This window comes from Kibdelosporangium phytohabitans (assembly GCF_001302585.1).
In the GTDB taxonomy this organism is placed as follows: Bacteria; Actinomycetota; Actinomycetes; order Mycobacteriales; family Pseudonocardiaceae; genus Kibdelosporangium; species Kibdelosporangium phytohabitans.
This window is the reverse complement of record NZ_CP012752.1, coordinates 11,005,080-11,022,879: the sequence shown is the minus strand read 5'-3', so window position 1 is coordinate 11,022,879 and position 17,800 is coordinate 11,005,080. Positions and strand designations below refer to the sequence as shown.

15 protein-coding genes are annotated in these 17,800 nt (G+C 69.2%); 9 read left to right on the top strand and 6 right to left on the bottom strand.

The features are described 5' to 3' along the window. Window positions 1–242: 242 nt before the first annotated feature. Together AOZ06_RS49275 and AOZ06_RS49270 are read left to right on the top strand one after the other, a co-directional pair. Entirely contained in the window at window positions 243–815 is a 573-nt protein-coding gene (locus AOZ06_RS49275) for a sigma-70 family RNA polymerase sigma factor (protein ID WP_042198889.1), read from the top strand. Window positions 816–989: 174 nt separating this feature from the next. Beyond that, window positions 990–1,859: an anti-sigma-D factor RsdA gene (locus AOZ06_RS49270; RefSeq protein ID WP_236951983.1), complete on the top strand. Its 870-nt coding sequence runs from the start codon at window positions 990–992 to the stop codon at window positions 1,857–1,859. Window positions 1,860–1,979: 120 nt separating this feature from the next. On the opposite strand, the gene AOZ06_RS49265 is transcribed toward AOZ06_RS49270, so the two are convergent. Continuing rightward, window positions 1,980–2,366, bottom strand: coding sequence for a DUF5319 domain-containing protein (locus AOZ06_RS49265; protein ID WP_236951982.1), 387 nt, complete (start codon window positions 2,364–2,366; stop codon window positions 1,980–1,982). A gap of 129 nt (window positions 2,367–2,495) precedes the next feature. On the opposite strand from AOZ06_RS49265, the gene guaB reads away from it, so the two are divergent. Next, window positions 2,496–4,007: an IMP dehydrogenase gene (gene guaB, locus AOZ06_RS49260; RefSeq protein ID WP_054295688.1), complete on the top strand. Its 1,512-nt coding sequence runs from the start codon at window positions 2,496–2,498 to the stop codon at window positions 4,005–4,007. A 25-nt stretch (window positions 4,008–4,032) separates the two neighbouring features. Then, window positions 4,033–5,166: a GuaB3 family IMP dehydrogenase-related protein gene (locus AOZ06_RS49255; RefSeq protein ID WP_054295687.1), complete on the top strand. Its 1,134-nt coding sequence runs from the start codon at window positions 4,033–4,035 to the stop codon at window positions 5,164–5,166. Here the strand turns inward: AOZ06_RS49255 and AOZ06_RS49250 are convergent. After that, window positions 5,150–6,136, bottom strand: a complete 987-nt coding sequence (locus tag AOZ06_RS49250) for an SDR family NAD(P)-dependent oxidoreductase (protein WP_054295686.1) — start codon at window positions 6,134–6,136, stop codon at window positions 5,150–5,152. The genes AOZ06_RS49255 and AOZ06_RS49250 overlap by 17 nt on opposite strands. 74 nt (window positions 6,137–6,210) lie before the next feature. On the opposite strand from AOZ06_RS49250, the gene AOZ06_RS49245 reads away from it, so the two are divergent. The 4 genes from AOZ06_RS49245 (at window position 6,211) to AOZ06_RS49230 (ending at window position 10,691) form a co-directional block, all read left to right on the top strand. Beyond that, window positions 6,211–6,825: a TetR/AcrR family transcriptional regulator gene (locus AOZ06_RS49245; RefSeq protein WP_218921904.1), complete on the top strand. Its 615-nt coding sequence runs from the start codon at window positions 6,211–6,213 to the stop codon at window positions 6,823–6,825. 47 nt (window positions 6,826–6,872) lie between these two features. Further along, window positions 6,873–7,376, top strand: coding sequence for a GNAT family N-acetyltransferase (locus tag AOZ06_RS49240; RefSeq protein ID WP_054295684.1), 504 nt, complete (start codon window positions 6,873–6,875; stop codon window positions 7,374–7,376). Window positions 7,377–7,436: 60 nt separating this feature from the next. Next, window positions 7,437–9,098: a GMC family oxidoreductase N-terminal domain-containing protein gene (locus tag AOZ06_RS49235; RefSeq protein WP_054295683.1), complete on the top strand. Its 1,662-nt coding sequence runs from the start codon at window positions 7,437–7,439 to the stop codon at window positions 9,096–9,098. A 123-nt stretch (window positions 9,099–9,221) separates the two neighbouring features. Further along, complete coding sequence (locus AOZ06_RS49230; protein ID WP_225953134.1) at window positions 9,222–10,691, top strand: FAD-binding oxidoreductase; 1,470 nt, start codon at window positions 9,222–9,224, stop codon at window positions 10,689–10,691. Here the strand turns inward: AOZ06_RS49230 and AOZ06_RS49225 are convergent. The 3 genes from AOZ06_RS49225 to AOZ06_RS49215 form a co-directional block, all read right to left on the bottom strand. After that, the gene (locus AOZ06_RS49225) at window positions 10,688–13,312 is read right to left on the bottom strand and encodes a CHAT domain-containing protein (protein WP_054295682.1); all 2,625 of its coding nucleotides are present in this window, start codon (window positions 13,310–13,312) and stop codon (window positions 10,688–10,690) included. The genes AOZ06_RS49230 and AOZ06_RS49225 overlap by 4 nt on opposite strands. 78 nt (window positions 13,313–13,390) lie before the next feature. After that, on the bottom strand, window positions 13,391–13,663 hold the full coding sequence (locus AOZ06_RS49220) for a hypothetical protein (protein ID WP_054295681.1): 273 nt from the start codon (window positions 13,661–13,663) through the stop codon (window positions 13,391–13,393). Between the two features lie 202 nt (window positions 13,664–13,865). After that, entirely contained in the window at window positions 13,866–15,311 is a 1,446-nt protein-coding gene (locus AOZ06_RS49215; RefSeq protein ID WP_054295680.1) for an aldehyde dehydrogenase family protein, read from the bottom strand. 128 nt (window positions 15,312–15,439) lie between these two features. Here AOZ06_RS49215 and guaA point away from each other — a divergent pair, with 128 nt between their 5' ends. Further along, window positions 15,440–16,993 (top strand): glutamine-hydrolyzing GMP synthase, encoded by a 1,554-nt coding sequence (gene guaA, locus AOZ06_RS49210; protein WP_054295679.1) that lies wholly within the window; start codon window positions 15,440–15,442, stop codon window positions 16,991–16,993. 58 nt (window positions 16,994–17,051) lie between these two features. Here the strand turns inward: guaA and AOZ06_RS49205 are convergent, their stop codons facing one another. Then, on the bottom strand, window positions 17,052–17,798 hold the full coding sequence (locus AOZ06_RS49205) for a S1 family peptidase (RefSeq protein WP_054295678.1): 747 nt from the start codon (window positions 17,796–17,798) through the stop codon (window positions 17,052–17,054). Window positions 17,799–17,800 lie beyond the last annotated feature (2 nt).

Sequence of the window (17,800 nt, the reverse complement as noted above, 5' to 3'; positions counted from 1 at the left end):
CCCGGGGGTTGGTGACCTCGGGCCGTTCCGCATGTCACGGGAGTGGGGCGCCACCCTCGTGGCGCCTCCGCGCTGGTCACTCCATCGTGTGGTCGGATCCGACTACAAAGCCCCATCCGGCGGTTAGTCCGCTTGGGGGTGACCGGTACGGTGAGGCTGTTGTCACCGTGACGGGGGATACTCCGCGCACGGTGACGGTTACTGTCGGACGCCTACGAGTAACGCCAAGGCTGTTGTCTGCGATGACGAATTTGGGGGACGGACTGGACGCTTCAGTGAGCGCTGCCGTCGAGGGCGATCCTCGTGCGGTCGGTCGTGTATTGGAGTCCATTCGTCCTCTCGTTGTGCGGTACTGCCGCGCACGGGTCGGTAGGCAGGAACGTTCTTTCGCTTCGGCGGACGACGTTGCGCAGGAGGTGTGCCTCGCGGTGCTCACAGCTCTGCCGAGCTACCGCGACCAGGGCAGGCCCTTCCTCGCCTTCGTGTACGGCATCGCCGCGCACAAGGTGGCAGACGCTCACAGGGCGGCTGCGCGTAACCGTTCGGAGCCCGTGGCCGACGTACCTGACGAACCGGAAACCGACGCGGGTCCGGAACAACGGGCCATGCAGGGCGAGCTGACCAGGCGCATGAAGCAACTGTTGGACGTCCTGCCCGACAAGCAGCGCGAAATCGTGGTGTTGCGGGTGGTCGTCGGGCTGTCAGCGGAGGAGACTGCCGAAGCGGTGGGATCGACTCCAGGGGCAGTGCGAGTCGCCCAGCACCGCGCTTTGGCACGGCTACGAAAGACTCTGTCAGCGGAGGAGGTGGTCTGAATGGCCGACCGGCACGAAAGTGACAGCAGAGAGTCACCCGAGTCGCCGCAGACCGGCCGATCGGGTGACATCTACCCGGTCACCTCGGGCGCTAAGTCCACGGAACGTGACGATACCCACGTTTCGCCAGAAAATGAATACTTCTCGGCAATTGACCTTGACGAGGCGGACGACGTGGCGCAGATCCGCGCCGACGACGAACTCCTCGACGCCCTCGCGGCCAAGACCGATCACGCCGAGTCAGTGGACTTCGACGACGAGCAGCTGAACGCTCTGCTGCTCGCGTGGCGCCAAGACGTGGACAGCGTTCCCGTACCGGAGATCGTGGACACCAAGACCGCGGTGGCGACAGTCACGGCAGCACGATCGGCACGGAGACGCAGGCCGCGCATGCTCGTCCCGGTAGCAGCTGCAGCAGCTGTGCTGGCGATCGCGTTCGCAGGTGTGGGAATGGCCGCTCGGGACGCCGAACCAGGCGACCCGCTCTGGGGTTTGAGCAAGGTCCTCTACGCCGACCACGCACGATCGGTGGAAGCCGCCAAGTCCGTGCGAACCGACTTGAACGACGCACAGCAAGCTCTGGAGCAGGGCCGGATCAACGAGGCGAAGGATCGGCTCGACGCGGCGGGCACCGCGTTGTCGAACGTCTCGAACGAAGACGGCAAGGACGTGCTGCAGGCCGAGCACGAGTCCCTGCTCGAACAGCTGACCATGGGCCCGCCGCCGGAGAAGCCGACGAGCCCGCGGGTGGACGTCTCCAAGCCGTCCGCGCCGTCGTCGTCCACGACGCCGACGCCGAGCGGCCCGCCGCCGTCACAGCCGCCGTCGGAGAAGCCGTCCGAGCCGCCCACACCCAGTGGTGGCTCGTCCGAGCCGGGCAAGCCGCCGAGCTCGGGCACCAACGGCAGCGGTGGGACCCAGGACCCGGGAACGGGCAGCGGGCCGCCGCGCAGCGAAGCGCCTGGTGACGGTGGACGACCGGGCACTGGTGCCGGGAGCGGTGCTCCCGAGGGCAACGCGCCACAGGCGAACACATCTTCGTGAGTGTTTTGGCCGGTTAGAACCGGCTGAACCACTCACGACGCTCTAGCCAGCCACGCTGGTCCGGGGTGTCGTGAGTGGTTCGGCTGAACGGTTCTGACCGGCCAAAACCGTCACGGGAGTTCATCGAGCGTTTTCGGTGGCGGTCACGCCGTCGGCGTAGCCACGGCAGTACTCCCAGCTCACGTAGGCGCCGGGGTCCGGGTCGAACGCGGGCTCGTGCGGGCGCATTCGGCCATCGGTCAGCAGCTGTTCGAGGCTGGCGCGCAGCAGGGCCCAGTCGTGGTAGTGCGGCTCTTGGCATTCGCCGCAGTCCACGACCACGCCTTTGACCCCGCGGTGCTCCAACAGGGCCTGGTAGACGGCCAGATCGGACAGGTCGGTCAGCAGTTCGGCCCGCTCGTCCTCACCCATCGGGTGATCGGCCTCGTCATCGTGGTCGATGATCGCCCGGGCGGGGTCGTCCGGGTCGCCCGCGAAGGGGTCGGGGGGCAATGAGTCGTGCGGCACGGTCTCGCACGGTACCGGGCGGGCCCCCACGCCTGTCCAGATACCATGGTGTCAACGGCCTCGCCTGGGAAAACACGGGCGGGCGCGAGGTGTGACAGCAGTGACGGCGCAGGAAAGGCCCGCGAAACCATGACCAGCGAGCTCACCGCCCAGCAGGTGCCGGGCAAGTTCGCCATGCTCGGCTTGACCTTCGACGACGTCCTGCTGCTGCCCGCCGCGTCGGACGTGGTGCCCAGTGAGGTCGACACCCAGTCCAGGCTCTCGCGCAACATCACCCTGCGCGTCCCGCTGGCGTCCGCGGCCATGGACACGGTCACCGACGCCCGGATGGCCATCGCCATGGCCCGGCACGGCGGGATCGGCGTCCTGCAGCGCAACTTGCCGATCGACGTGCAGGCGACCCAGGTGGAGACGGTGAAGCGGTCCGAGGCGGGCATGGTGACCGACCCGGTCACGTGTTCCCCGGAGGACACGCTCGCCGAGGTGGACGCGATGTGTGCCCGGTACCGGATCTCCGGTCTGCCGGTCACCGACGCCGAAGGTGTGCTCGTCGGCATCATCACCAACCGGGACATGCGCTTCGAGGTGGACCACACCAAGAAGGTCAGCGAGGTGATGACCAAGGGCCCGCTGGTGACCGCCCAGGTCGGCGTGTCCGCGGAGCCGGCGCTCGGCCTCCTGCGCCGCCACAAGGTCGAGAAGCTGCCGATCATCGACGGCGCGGGCAAGCTGCGTGGCCTGATCACGGTCAAGGACTTCGTCAAGACCGAGCAGTACCCGCTGGCCACCAAGGACCCGGACGGCAGGCTGCTGTGCGGCGCCGCGATCGGCGTCGACGACGCCGCGCACAAGCGTGCGATGGCCCTGGTGGACGCGGGCGTCGACGTGATCATGGTGGACACCGCGCACGGTCATCAGCGCAACGTGGTCGAGATGGTCGCGCGCCTGAAGAAGGAGCTCGGCGACGTCGTGGACATCGTCGGCGGCAACGTGGCCACGCGCGCGGGCGCCCAGGCGCTGGTGGACGCGGGGGCGGACGGCGTGAAGGTCGGTGTCGGCCCCGGCTCGATCTGCACCACGCGGGTCGTCGCCGGTGTGGGCGTGCCGCAGATCAGCGCCATCTACGAGGCTTCGCTGGCGTGCCGCCCGGCGGGTGTGCCGGTGATCGGTGACGGCGGCATCCAGTACTCGGGCGACATCGCCAAAGCCATCGCCGCCGGCGCGAGCACAGTGATGATCGGCGGCCTGCTCGCGGGCACGGCCGAGGCGCCCGGTGAGGTGGTGCTGGTCAACGGCCAGCAGTACAAGACCTACCGGGGCATGGGCTCGCTGGGCGCGATGCAGGCGCGTGGCGAGGCGAAGTCGTACTCCAAGGACCGCTACTTCCAGGACGACGTGCTCTCCGAGGACAAGCTGGTGCCCGAGGGCATCGAAGGGCGCACGCCGTACCGTGGCCCGCTGGCCACCGTGGTGCACCAGCTCGTCGGCGGCCTGCGTGCCGCCATGGGCTACACGGGATCGCACAGCGTCGCCGAACTGCAGGACGCGCAGCTCATCCGAATCACCGCGGCGGGCCTGAAGGAAAGCCACCCGCACGACATCACCATGACCGTCGAAGCGCCGAACTACGCCAAGCGCTGACGTTCGCATACCTGGAGGACTGACAGTGCGGGACCTTGTCGAGATCGGCATGGGCCGGACGGCCCGGCGCGCCTACGAGCTTGACGACATCGAGATCGTGCCGTCGCGCCGGACGCGGTCGTCCAAGGACGTGTCCACCGCGTGGCAGCTCGACGCGTACCGCTTCGAGATCCCGTTGGTCACGCACCCGACCGACGCGGTCGTCTCGCCGCGCACCGCTGTCGCGGTCGGCGAGCTCGGCGGGCTCGGCGTGATCAACGCCGAGGGCCTGTGGGCCCGGCACTCCAATGTGGACGACGTGCTGTTCCGGCTGATCGAGGCAGCCGAGGAGGCGTCCGAGGCCGCCGACGTGACCAAGGTGCTGCAGGAGCTGCACGCCGCGCCGATCCAGGCCGAGCTGGTCGCCCAGTCGATCAAGGAGGTCCGGGACTCCGGTGTGACGGTCGCCGTGCGGGTCAGCCCGCAGCGGGCGGCCGAGCTGACGCCGGACCTGATCGCCGCGGGCGTGGAGATCCTGATCGTGCAGGGCACCATCGTGTCGGCCGAGCACGTGGCCCGCGACGGGGAACCGCTGAACCTCAAGACCTTCATCGAGGACCTGGACATCCCGGTCGTCGCGGGCGGCGTGCACGACTACCGCACGGCCATGCACCTCATGCGCACGGGCGCCGCCGGTGTCATCGTCGGCTACGGCTACAGCAGCGGTGTCACGTCGACCGACAGCGTGCTCGGCATCGGTGTCCCGATGGCGACCGCGATCGTCGACGCGGCGGCGGCTCGCCGCGACTACCTCGACGAGACGGGCGGCCGGTACGTGCACGTGCTGGCCGACGGAGGCATCGACACCAGCGGCCAGATCGCCAAGGCGATCGCGTGTGGCGCGGACGCCGTCATGCTCGGCGCTCCGCTCGCGGCTGCCAGCGAAGCACCCGGCGGTGGCCTGTACTGGACGGCCGCCGCCGCGCACCCGTCGTTGCCGCGCAGCCGGGTCGTGCCCGCCGCGGAGAGCGAGGTCGGCCTGCGTGAGCTGCTGTTCGGCCCGTCCAGCGACGCCGACGGCACGCTGAACCTGTTCGGTGCCCTGCGCCGGGCGATGGCCAAGACCGGTTACTCGGACCTCAAGGAGTTCCAGAAGGTCGGTCTCACGATCCGGGGCTGACCTCGGTCAGGTGCGCGGCGATCAGTTGCTGGATCTGCTCGCGCCCGGTGGCGCCGAGCGCGCCGCCGAGTGCCACGGCGAGCTTGTCGAACTGGTCTGTGAAGGTCAGTTCGTCAAGCGCCGCGCGGAGTTCCTCAACTGTCCACAGTGCATCGTCCTTGGTCACCCGCGCGCCGGGTGACCATCCGTCGTTGACCACGACCGTTCCGCCGCGGATCGCGAGCACCTGGCCGGTCAGCGGGCAGTCCGGAGCGGCAAGGTACGCGACGACCGGAGCGCTTGCCCTGGGGTGCGAGGGATCGAACGAGCCCTGTCCGGGATTGTCCATGCCCGGCACGTCAAGCGTGAGTCGTGTGCGCGCCATGGACGGCGAGACGCAGTTGACCCGCACGCCGTACAGGCCCAGTTCCAAAGCGCTCGAGATCGTCATCGCCGCGACGCCCGCGTTGGCCGCCGCGTAGTTCGTCTGCCCCGGTAACGGGTTCACCAGGCCGGACCCGGACGACGTGTTGACGATGGCCCGGTCAGTTCGGTCGCCTGCCTCGTGGCGTTGCCGCCAATGGCGAGCGGCCCAGTGGCTGACCGCGAACGTGCCCTTCAACTTGACCGCGACCACGTCGTCGAACTGCTCCTCGGTCATGGTGGTCATCGCCCGGTCGGCCTTGATCGTCGCGTTGTTCACGACCACGTGCAGGTCTCCGAAGGTGTCGATGGCGGCCTCGACCATCCGGCGCGCGCCCGCCCAGTCGCTGACGCTGTCGGTGTTGGCCACCGCGGTCCCGCCGTGAGCCACGATTTCCTCGACGACGGACGCCGCCACGCTGTCGTCACGCCCGTTGCCGTCCGGTTCGGCGCCGGGGTCGTTGACCACGACCTTGGCGCCTTCACCTGCGAAGAACAAGGCTTCTTCCCGTCCGATCCCGCGTCCCGCTCCCGTGATCAGGGCGACTCGCCCGGTCAACGCTGCCATCACGCCTCCATTTCTACATCGAGTGCATCAATACATGCACTGTAGCAATTCAGTGGATGTCGTATAGTGTTGTGGTGACCGAGGGGCGCAGGGAGCGCAAGAAGCAACGCACGCGCCAGGCACTGATCGACGCCGCCGTCGACCTGTTCGAGACCGACGGGTACGACGAGACGACCGTCGCCCGGATCGCTGAAGCCGCCGACGTGTCGACAAGGACCTTCTTCCTGCACTTCCCGGCGAAGGAAGACGTGCTGCTGGCCAACGCGGGCGGGCGGATCGACCTCGCCGTCCACGCCGTCGCCCACCGGGCCGACGGCGAATCCGTCACGGATGTCCTGCGACGGGCCGTCGAACGGATGGTGGGTGACGCCTGGCAGACCGACCTGTCGGACGGGCTCGCCGCGCTACGAGCACGGCTGATCGCCACGGAACCCGCGCTCCAGGCCAAACTCGTGCACCGGCTGCTCGCCGGGCAGACCGAGCTGACCGAAGCGCTGTGCGACGCGTTCGGCGGACGGATCTCGCGACTCGACGCCGCCGCGCTGGTCGGCGCAGTGCTCGGCGCGGTCAACGCGGCCGCGCTCGTCAGCCTGCGACGCGGTGACCGGGCCGACGAGGTGCGGGCCGCGATGCTGCGCGCTGCCGAAATCGCGCTCGGAACTCGTGACATCGGGGTGGAGTTGGGGTAAACGATGCGGGGAACACGGCAGAGCCATGACGTACCTGGGGGTCTGGATTGCGCAAGATCGTGGCGAAGGGCGACGGGGTCGCGCTCGCGGAGTTGACCGACACCGACCACGAGTGGCTGACCGAGCACAACGACAACGCGTTCGACGTCGACCGGGATGGGCGTGACATGCCGTTCCAGGCGCCGAACCACCGCCTCGCGGTGACGACCGAGGACGGCGGCGAGCTGCTGGGCCAGGTGAACTGGCACCCGGTGAACTACGGCCCCTCGTACGGGTGTGTGGCGTGGAACTTCGGTCGTCAGCTGTTGCCGCACTCGCGGGGCAAGGGAATCGGCACGGAGGTGCTGCGGCTGCTCGTGCGGCATCTGTTCGACACGACCGACGTCGACCGGATCGAAGGCGGCACCGACACCACCAACGTGCGGGCCCAGCGCTCCATGGAGAAGGCCGGGTTCACCCGCGAGGGCATCATTCGCGGAGCTCAGGTGCGGGATGGCAAACGCCAGGACCTGATCAGCTACAGCATCCTCCGCACGGACCCCCGGCCCTGAAGTTACTGACGGGAAACTTACCGCTAGTCAGAACGCGTTCGCCGAACTAGCCTTCGAAGAATGGTTGACTACGACGTCATCGTCGTCGGCTCGGGATTCGGCGGGAGTGTCGCCGCGCTCAGGCTGACCGAGAAGGGCTACCGGGTCGCCGTCGTCGAGGCGGGCAGGCGGTTCGCGGACGACGAGTTCGCCAAGACCTCGTGGGACCTGCGCCGGTACCTCTGGGCGCCCGCGGTCGGCTGCTTCGGCATCCAGCGCATCCACCTGCTGCGGGACGTGATGGTGCTGGCCGGTGCGGGCGTCGGCGGCGGATCGCTGGTGTACGCCAACACGCTCTACCGCCCGCTCGACCCGTTCTACCAGGACAAGCAGTGGGCGCACATCACTGACTGGCGTGACGAGCTGGCGCCGCACTACGACCAGGCGACCAGGATGCTCGGCGTCGTGACCAACCCGACCGTGACACCCTCCGACGAGGTCATGCAGAAGGTGGCCGCGGACATGGGCGTCTCGGACTCCTACCACTCGACGCCCGTGGGCGTGTACTTCGGCAAACCCGGCGAGACCGTGGCTGACCCGTACTTCGGCGGCGTCGGGCCTGCTCGTACCGGGTGCACCGAGTGCGGTTCGTGCATGACCGGCTGCCGCGTCGGCGCCAAGAACACCCTGGTGAAGAACTACCTCTACCTGGCCGAACAGGCCGGGGCGAAGATCATCCCGCTGACCACCGTGACCGGGCTGACCGAGCGCACGGACGGCTCGTACGAGGTCGCGGTCCGCAAGACGGGCAAAACCGGCAAACGTTTCCGGCACTCGCTGACGGCCACCCAGGTGGTCCTCGCGGCGGGCACGTGGGGGACGCAGACGCTGCTGCACCAGATGCGCCACACCGGCGCGCTGCCCCGGCTCTCGGCCAGGCTCGGCGAGCTGACCAGGACGAACTCCGAGGCGATCATCGGTTCCGGCCGGTTCACCGCCGACGAGACCATGGACTTCAGCCGCGGTGTCGCGATCACGTCGTCGTTCCACCCCGACGCGGACACGCACATCGAGCCGGTCCGCTACGGCAAGGGCAGCAACGCGATGAGTCTGCTGCAGACGATCGCCACGGACGGCTCGTCCGAAGTGCCGCGCTGGAAACAGGCACTGCGGTTCATGGTCAAACACCCCGTGCAGACCGCGCGGCTGCTCAACGGGTACCGCTGGAGCGAGCGGACAGTGATCCTGCTGGTGATGCAGTCGCTGGACAACTCGATCACGACCTATGTGGACAAGCGCGGCCGGTACACGTCGAAACAGGGCCACGGCGAGCCGAACCCGAGCTTCATCCCCGCAGGTCACGAGGCGAACCAGCTGACCGCGAAGCACATCGACGGGATCGCGGGCGGCACGTGGGGAGAGATCTTCGACATCCCGCTGACCGCGCACTTCATCGGCGGCTGTCCGATCGGGCTGGACGAGCGGACCGGCGTCATCGACCCGTACCACCGGGTGCACAACTACCCCGGACTGTCCGTTGTGGACGGGGCGGCGATCACGGCCAACCTCGGCGTGAACCCGTCGCTGACCATCACGGCACAGGCCGAGCGGGCGTTCTCGTTGTGGCCCAACAAGGGCGAGCCGGACGAACGGCCCGAGCAGGATTCGCCGTACCGCCGCATCGACGTGGTCGTGCCTCGGTCGCCCGCGGTGCCGTCGTCGGCGCCCGGGGCGTTGCGATAAGGGACCCTACTCGGCCGGAGCCGGTTCTTGTAGTCTCCGCCGGCCGGTTATGTACTGCGCGACATTGTCGTGCGAACTCGCACCGGACGCCCGATGATGGAGTTGTCGGGAGGAGTCGGGATGATGGATCGGCGCGCTTTTTTGCGGGTGGCGGGACTGGCCGGGGCCGGGTCTGTCCTCGCGAGTTGTTCGTCGCCAGGTCCGGTCGTGCCCGGCGCGCCGGGCACGACGTCGTCGCTTCCCCCGCCCGTGACGACGACGACAACCGGGCCGCCGCCACCACCCAACTGGGATTCGTTGCGCGCCAGGATCTCCGGAACCGTCCTGCTGCCGGGTGACGCGGAGTTCGACAAGGCCAGGCTGGCCTTCAACCCGCTGACCGACGCGCGCAAACCGGCCGCGCTCGTCCGGTGCAAGAGCAAGGAGGACGTCCAGGTCTGCGTCGGCGTCGCGGCCGAGTCGAAGATCCCGATCGCGGCCCGCGGTGGCGGCCACAGCTACGCGGGGTACTCGACCCCCGAAGGCGGCGTGCAGGTCGACCTGAGCGAGCTGAAGCAGATCCAGGTCCGTCCAGACGGGACAGTCCGGATCGGCGCGGGCGCGCGGCTGGCGGACGTCTACACGGAACTGGCCAAGGCCGGCCGGTGCCTGCCAGCCGGCTCGTGCCCGACGGTCGGCATCGCCGGTCTCACGCTCGGCGGCGGAATCGGGGTACTGGCAAGGAAGTTCGGGCTGACCTGCGACCGTCTGGACGCGGCGACGGTGGTTGCCGCGGACGGTGGAGTGCTCGAGGCGTCCGGTGCGAAGGAAACGGACTTGTTCTGGGCCCTGCGCGGCGGCGGTGGCGGGAACTTCGGCATCGTCACGGAATTCCTGTTCTCCACGTTCCCAGCGCCGAACCTCGCGGTCTTCACCCTGCGCTTCCCGGCCGGGTCGGTCGCGAACGTCCTCGGCGCATGGCAGCAGTGGATCGCCTCGGCGCCACCGGAACTGTGGTCCAGCTTCGTCGTCGCCGGCGCGGCTCGCGCTCCGGCTTGTCACATCAGCGGATGCTACGTCGGCGCGGTCGGTGACTTGACCGGCCTGCTGGCGCAGCTGAACGTGCGGCCGTCATCCCGTGTGGTGCAGGAGAAGGACTACCTGCAAGGGATGCGGTTCTTCGCGGGCGGCGGCCAGCGCGAATCGTTCGTGGCCTCGTCGCGGATGCTGCCCGGCCCGGCGGACCCGGCGAAGATCGCGCAGCTGATGACCGGCCGCCCGGGAGTGGACCTGCTGATCGACAGCCTCGGCGGCGCGGTCGCCGACATCGGGCCGTCGGACACCGCGTTCCCGCACCGGAAAGCCTTCGCCAGCGCCCAGATCTACGGCAAGACGGACGCGGCGGGCGCCGCCCGCGCGACCACCCAGGTCGCCGAGATCCGGGACGCCATGTCGGAGTTCACCGGCGTCACGGGGTACGTCAACTACATCGACCCGGCGATGCCGGACTGGGCCAACGCCTACTACGGCGCGAACCTGCCGAGACTCCAGCAGGTCGCCAAAGCCGTCGACCCCGGCAAGGTGTTCGGGTTCGCCCAGGCCGTTCCCCGTTAGCTGCCGAGGCAGACGAACGGGCGGCGCAGCGGGTCCGCACTGACGGCCTCGGCCAGCGCGACGGCGGGAGAAGCCCCCGCGCCCAATGCCCGGTGGTAGTCGTCCATGGCACCGGCGGCCGGCAGGTCACCGACCCGGCTGGCCGCGGCGACCACCGTGCCGACGCCACCGGCCAGCAGCGCCCCGGCGAAGCCAAGGGCCTCGTCACCTGGCCGGATCCGGTTCAACGCCAGCTCGCACGCGGCGAGCACGACCTGCCGCGGTGGCTTGCGCAAGCGGGCGAGTTCGTGGGCGAACAGCGCGCCGTCGACCAGCTCCAACCGGGAGAACAACGCGTTGTCGGCCTCGTGCTCGCCGTGGGCGGCGATGTGCACCAGCGCCGCACCGTCCAGCGCCTCCAGCACGCGGGACGACGTCGCGTCCGATCCGGCCAGGAGCGTCGCCTTGTCGTAGTGCGCGGCCAGCTTGTCGATCTCGCCGATGGCCGCCGTCAGTCCTGGACCGCGGACCAGTGCCGTGTGCCCATCGGGGAACGAACCACGCGACGCGGCGAGCCACGCCGTCGCCGACGGCGCGACCACGACCGGCCGGGACCGCAGCGAATCCAAAGCGCCCCACGGAACCGCGTAGAGCGCCCCGGTCGGGATGATCACCAGCTCACCGGTCAGCCCCGTCAACGGCCGCAGCAACTGGGCGTCGAGCGCGGCGGCGTGCTTGCGGGCCGACGCCGAGATCGCCTCGAACAGCGGTTCCGGCAGGTGATCGGGGGCCATGGCGTTGAGATCCGCGTGCAGCCGCATGGCGTTCTCACTCGCCTTGGCCGCGGAACCGAGCCGCACCAAGCGGACCCGGCCCTGTGCGAGCACCACCGCCAGCAACGAGCCGCCGGACACCGCGAAGCTGACGAGCGCCTTGGATCCCAGGTGCGCCAACACTTCCACGACATCGGCGACCGGCCTCGGCTTGCCCCAGCGGGATGCCGCGTGCCAGCCGAGCCGCATCGCGGCCCGTTGCCGTTCGGCGTAGCGCGACCTGAGCTTCGCGGTCGGCCGACCGTCCAGTTTGGCCTGACGCAGCGCGTAACCGAGGTTGCGGATCTCCGCGATCAACTCGACCAGTTGCTGGTCCTCGATGCCGGAAACCGGTTCGTAGCGGTACATCTGCGCCCGCGTCTGCTCAAGCCAGCCGAACATCCGGCGGGCTGTGGCGGCCTTGTCGCCCCCGTCGAGCACCAACCGCACGGCGAGATCGCCGAGCTCCTGACCGTGGATCGCCGTCGCGGACACCAGTTCGAGCCCGCCCATCCGGTCACGTGCCCGCCCGAGATCCGTCAGCCCGGCTCGCGCCTGTGCGAACGCCTGACGCCGGTTTCCCAGCGCGGCGGCGAGTTCGGCGCGGGTCAGGCGCAGCAGCATGCGCTGCTCGATCGAGGTCAGCGATCCGGGCCTGCTCAACGGCCCGAGCAACGCCGACGCCTCGCTGAGGTTGCCGCGCCGGACCTCCAGCCGTGCCGCCAGCGTCCGGGCGATCGCGGCCTCGTCCATCAGCCGGACCGAAGTCAGCTCGTCGGCCAGCTGGCTGGCACGGGCCGGAAGCGACGCGGGGATCCGTGCACCGCGCCACGCCAGCGCGGTGTCGACGCGCAACCCGACGAGCGCGGCGACCGCGGCCCACGCGTCACTGCCCCGGCGCTTGAACCGCCGACGGGCGGAATTGGCCAGTTTCCGGCCAAGTGACAGGTTGTCCTCCATCAACGCGGCCGTCGCCCGCATCAGCTCGGCCTCCGCGAGGTCCTGCTGCACGCGTTCGAGCTGCATCTGCGGCAGCACGTCGTCGAGGTTCTTGGCGACCTCGTCGGCCAGCCCGGCGGAGATCAGCGCCTGCGACTGGTCGATCCGCAGCCGCGGCAGCATGAACGGGCCCAGCTCGAGGTAGTCGCGTTCGGCCTGCTGGTAGTAGTGCAGCGCCTCGGGGATGTCACCGGTCCGCAGGTGCAGGTCACCGAGAGCGTGCCGGATGTAGGCGACGCGCATCGGCAGGTCGTTGTCCATGCCGATGGTGATGGCCATGTTGAGGTTGACGAACGCCTGCTCGATGCGGCCCATCTCCAGGTAGGCCTGGCCGCGGTTGGCCAGCGAGGCGATCATCGAATCCATCAGCCGGACCCGGTCCTGCGGCCCGAGTTCGATGTGCCGCTCGTTGTGCGCGATCGCCGAGTCGAGCAGCGGGATGCTCTCCTCGTACCGTCCACTGCGGATCAGCATGCCCGCGTGGTTGCCGTCGATCGCGGCACCGAGTTCGGCCTTCGCGTGCTCGTCGGTGAGCGCCTCCACCGACGGGCGCAGCTCGGCCAGCAGGGAGATCCCGCGTGCCAGGGTGGCGGATTCGGCTTCGGCGAACGCGAGCGTGATCAGGATCCTGGTGCGTGCCTTGACCCAGTCGACGTCGTCGGTCGGGCCGACGGTGTCCAGCAGCGCCAACGCGCGCCGCAACAGGCGGCCTTCCCGCGTGTACCGGCCGGAGTGCCCCACTTCCAGCGCCTGCTGGTGCAACTGCCGTGCCTTGGCGATCACCTCTGCGGTTGACCGGTGTGTCCCCTCGGTCGGGCGTGTCGCGGGCACTGGTCTATGAGACCACAGAAGGTCAACAAAGACTGCCCGCCGTCCGGCTGCTGCCGGGCGGCGGACATGCGACTGCCATCAAGGCTTGACGGGCTCGGTCTGGTGGTGGACAGGACCGTCCGGTTCGGTGGTCCCGCCGCCGTCGTTGCCACCGACCGGCTCGGTCTGGTGGTGCACCGGCCCCTGCGGCTGCGTGGTTCCGCCACTGCTGTCCACGGGCAGCGTCTGCTGGCCGCCGCTGCTGTCGACCGGCAGGGTCTGGTGGTGCACCGGGCCCTTCGGGCGGATCTCTTCCTTCTTCGGCTTGACCAAGCCTTGTAGGTCTTCGTTCTCGGTGTTGGCCGTAGTCATGGGTAGTTCCCTCCTCGTAACGCGCCGTGGGCGCGTGTCCCCTTGTCCGGAGTCGTGGAGCGGTGATCACGACTCTGGGTGTTCAAACGCGGCTCCCCCCATGGAACCCGCCTGGAATGTACCGCACGAATGGGGGAATGGGAATTACGAAGGGAAACTAGATCTTGGTTATATTGCTCCAATTGTGACTTGATTGATCCGCTCAGAGGCTAACGTTTGTCAGTACCGTTATCCGCTCCTCGGACAGGTCGATCATCGCCGATCGGACGCCCTCCCTGCCGAATCCGGACCCCTTCACCCCGCCGTACGGCATCTGGTCAGCGCGGAACGACGGAACGTCGCCGATGACGACGCCGCCGACTTCGAGTTCCGCGCCCGCGCGCGTCGCGGTCGGCAGATCGCGGGTGAAGATCCCGGCTTGCAGACCGTAGGCGGACGAATTCACCCGATCGAATGCCTCGTCGTTACCGTCCACAATTGACACAACAAGGACAGGTCCGAAAACCTCCTCGGCCCACACCCTGCTGTCCTCCGGCGCGTCGAGCAGCACGGTCGGCTCGACCAGCGTGCCGTCCCTGTGCCCGCCTGCCAGCAGCTTCGCGCCGCGGGACGTGGCCTCGTCGATCCAGGACGCGATCCGCTCGGCGGCTGCCTCGTCGACCACCGGCCCGACCTCGACCTCGGGGTCGTGCGGGTCGCCGTTGCGCAGCCCGCGGACCGCGTCGACCAGCTTGCCGACGAACTCGTCCGCGATCGCGCGGTCGACGAGCACGCGCTGCACGGCGATGCACGACTGCCCGGCCTGGTAGTTGCCGAACGTGGCGATCCGGCTGGCGGCGAAGCCGAGGTCCGGCCAGTCCGCGCACACCACAGCCGCCGCGTTGCCGCCCAGTTCGAGCACGAAGTGCTTGCGCGGCGCGGCGTCCATCAACGACCAGCCGACCGGGCCCGAACCGGTGAACGACACGACCGGCAACCGCTCGTCACGCACAAGCGCGGCCGTGGCCTCGTTGCCGACGGGCAGAACTGAGAACGCGCCGTCCGGCAAATCCGTCTCGGCCAGCAGTTCGCCGAGCACCAACGACGACAACGGGGTGCGTGGTGCGGGCTTGATCACGATCGGCGCGCCGATCGCGAGCGACGGCGCGACCTTGTGCGCCACCAGGTTGAGCGGGAAGTTGAACGGCGCGATGCCCAGCACCGGCCCGCGCGGGAACCGCCGGATCATCGCCACCCGGCCTTCCATGCCGGGCTCCGTGTCCAGCCGCTGGATCTCGCCACCGAACCGGCGCGCTTCCTCGGCGGCCACCCGGAACGTCGAGACGGCGCGCTTGACCTCGACCTCGGCCCACTTCAGCGGTTTGCCGTTCTCGGCGGTGATCAGCTCGGCGAGCTCCTCGGCCCGCTCGGCCAGGCCACGCGACACGTGTTCGAGCGCGTCGGCCCGCACATGCGCGGGCGTGCGCCGCAGTTCGGGCGCGACGGCGACGGCCGCGGCGACAGCTCGCTCGACCTGCTCCGGTCCCGGCACGGCGACAGTGGCCACTTCGGATCCGTCGAACGGGTGGTGCACGGTGAGTGCTTCCACGCCCTGCTCAGGGCGTCCCGCGATCCAACAGGGCCGAGGTGTGGGCGTGTAGGCATCCATGGGGTCCACGGTAACCACTCCAATGGGTACGGGCGCACGCACTCCCTGTGAACACGTTCACCCACTACACAGATCGGCACGCCCGCCTGCGATGCTTGACCTGCGCTCATCCGAAAGGGGTCAAGCAAGTGTCCGACGCCAGCGCCCGGCCCGTGCTCGTCATCGACTTCGGCGCCCAGTACGCCCAGCTGATCGCGCGCCGCGTGCGCGAGGCGCAGGTGTACTCCGAAGTCGTCCCGCACACCGAGTCCGTCAAGGACCTGATCGCCCGCGACCCGGCCGCGATCATCCTTTCGGGCGGACCTGCCAGTGTCTTCGTGGAAGGCGCGCCGAGCGTCGACCCCGCCCTGTTCGAAGCCGGGGTGCCGGTGTTCGGCATCTGCTACGGCTACCAGGCGATGGCCCGCGGCCTCGGCGGCACGGTCGAGGCCACCGGGATCCGCGAGTTCGGCCGCACCGAGCTGTCCGTGTCCGGTGGTGTGCTGCACGAGGACCTGCCCGGCAAGCACCCGGTGTGGATGAGCCACAACGACAGCGTCACCAAGGCCCCCGAGGGTTTCACGGTCACCGCGTCCAGCGACGGCGCCGCCGTCGCCGGCTTCGAGAGCGTCGAGCGCCGCTTCGCCGGTGTGCAGTACCACCCCGAGGTCGGCCACTCGCCGCACGGCCAGGAGGTGCTGCGCCGCTTCCTGCACGAGATCGCGGGCGTCAAGCCACAGTGGACCGTCGCGTCCATTGTGGAGGACCAGGTCGCCGCGATCAGGGCGTCGGTCGGCGACGGCCGCGCGATCTGCGGCCTGTCCGGCGGGGTGGACTCCGCCGTCGCGGCCGCGCTCGTCCAGCGCGCCATCGGCGACCGGCTGACGTGTGTCTTCGTCGACCACGGTCTGCTGCGTGCCGGTGAGCGCACCCAGGTCGAGCGCGACTTCGTCGCGGCGACCGGGGTCAATCTGGTCACAGTGGACGCTCGTGAACGGTTCCTCGACGCACTGGCTGGCGTGACCGACCCCGAGCAGAAACGCAAGATCATCGGCCGGGAGTTCATCCGCGTCTTCGAACAGGCCGCGCGTGACCTGAAGACCGAGGAAGGCGTCGACTTCCTCGTGCAGGGCACGCTGTACCCGGACGTCGTCGAGTCCGGCGGCGGGTCCGGCACGGCGAACATCAAGAGCCACCACAACGTCGGCGGACTGCCGGACGACCTGCAGTTCAGGCTCGTCGAACCGCTGCGCTGGCTGTTCAAGGACGAGGTCCGCAAGGTCGGGATCGAACTCGGCCTGCCGGAGACGATCGTGCACCGGCAGCCCTTCCCAGGGCCGGGACTGGCGATCCGGATCATCGGCGAGGTCAACGCGCACAACCTGGAGATCCTGCGCGCCGCGGACTCGATCGCCCGTGAGGAGCTCACCGCGGCCGGTCTCGACCGCGACATCTGGCAGTGCCCGGTCGTGCTGCTCGCCGACGTGCGAAGCGTTGGCGTGCAAGGAGACGGCCGCACCTACGGGCACCCGGTCGTGCTGCGCCCGGTGTCCAGCGAGGACGCGATGACGGCGGACTGGACCCGCGTGCCCTACGACGTGCTCGAGCGTGTCTCCACGCGGATAACCAACGAGGTGCCCGAGGTCAACCGTGTCGTCCTCGACGTCACGAGCAAACCACCGGGCACCATCGAATGGGAATGACGACAACGAGATCCGCGGGTGGTCACGGGTTCAGGATGACCACCCGCGGGTCGTCGTGTCAGCCGCCGGTGTTCTGGCGGATCCAGGCTGCCGTCGCGACGGTGTCGACGTAGATCGACGGACCGGTCGCACAGGTCGAGCTGTTGTTGCCCGCGCGGCTGGTGGCGCCGATCAGCTGCCACACGCCGCCGACCTTCTTGATCTGCGGGCCACCGGAGTCGCCGTAGCAGGCACCCGCGCGTCCGCCCGGGTTGTTCGTGCAGATCTCAGTCGCGCCGCGGATGCCGGTGCACCGGTTGTCGGCGACGATCGACGTGTCGAGCTGCTGCAGGGTGATCGGCGCACCGCCACAGCCGCGCGGCGCACAGGTCTGACCCCAGCCGATGATCCTGGTGGCGGTACCGGCCGGGCCGGAGTCGGCGGCGATGGCGATGGGCGCCTGCGACACCGAGGTGGCGAGCTGCAGCACCGCGAGGTCCTCGCTCGGGTGCGCGATCCGGCGGGAGACACGTGCGACCGTGCCGCCGCTGGTGCGGTTGGTGGTGCCGACGCGCACCTGGGCGGGCTGCCCGCAGTGCTTGGCGGTGACCACCCAGTTCGCCTTGATCAGCGAGCCACCGCAGGAGTGGCCGCCGGAGGTTGACTGCAGGGATGCCATGAACGAGTAGACCTCGGTGGCGTTGCCGCCACCGACGATCATCGGTTCGACGTCTGTCGGTGCGGGAGCGGCCGCGGCTGGGCTGACCAGACCGGCGAACGCGACTCCCGCGGTGAACAGGCCGGCAAGCAGGGACCGTGCCTTCATGG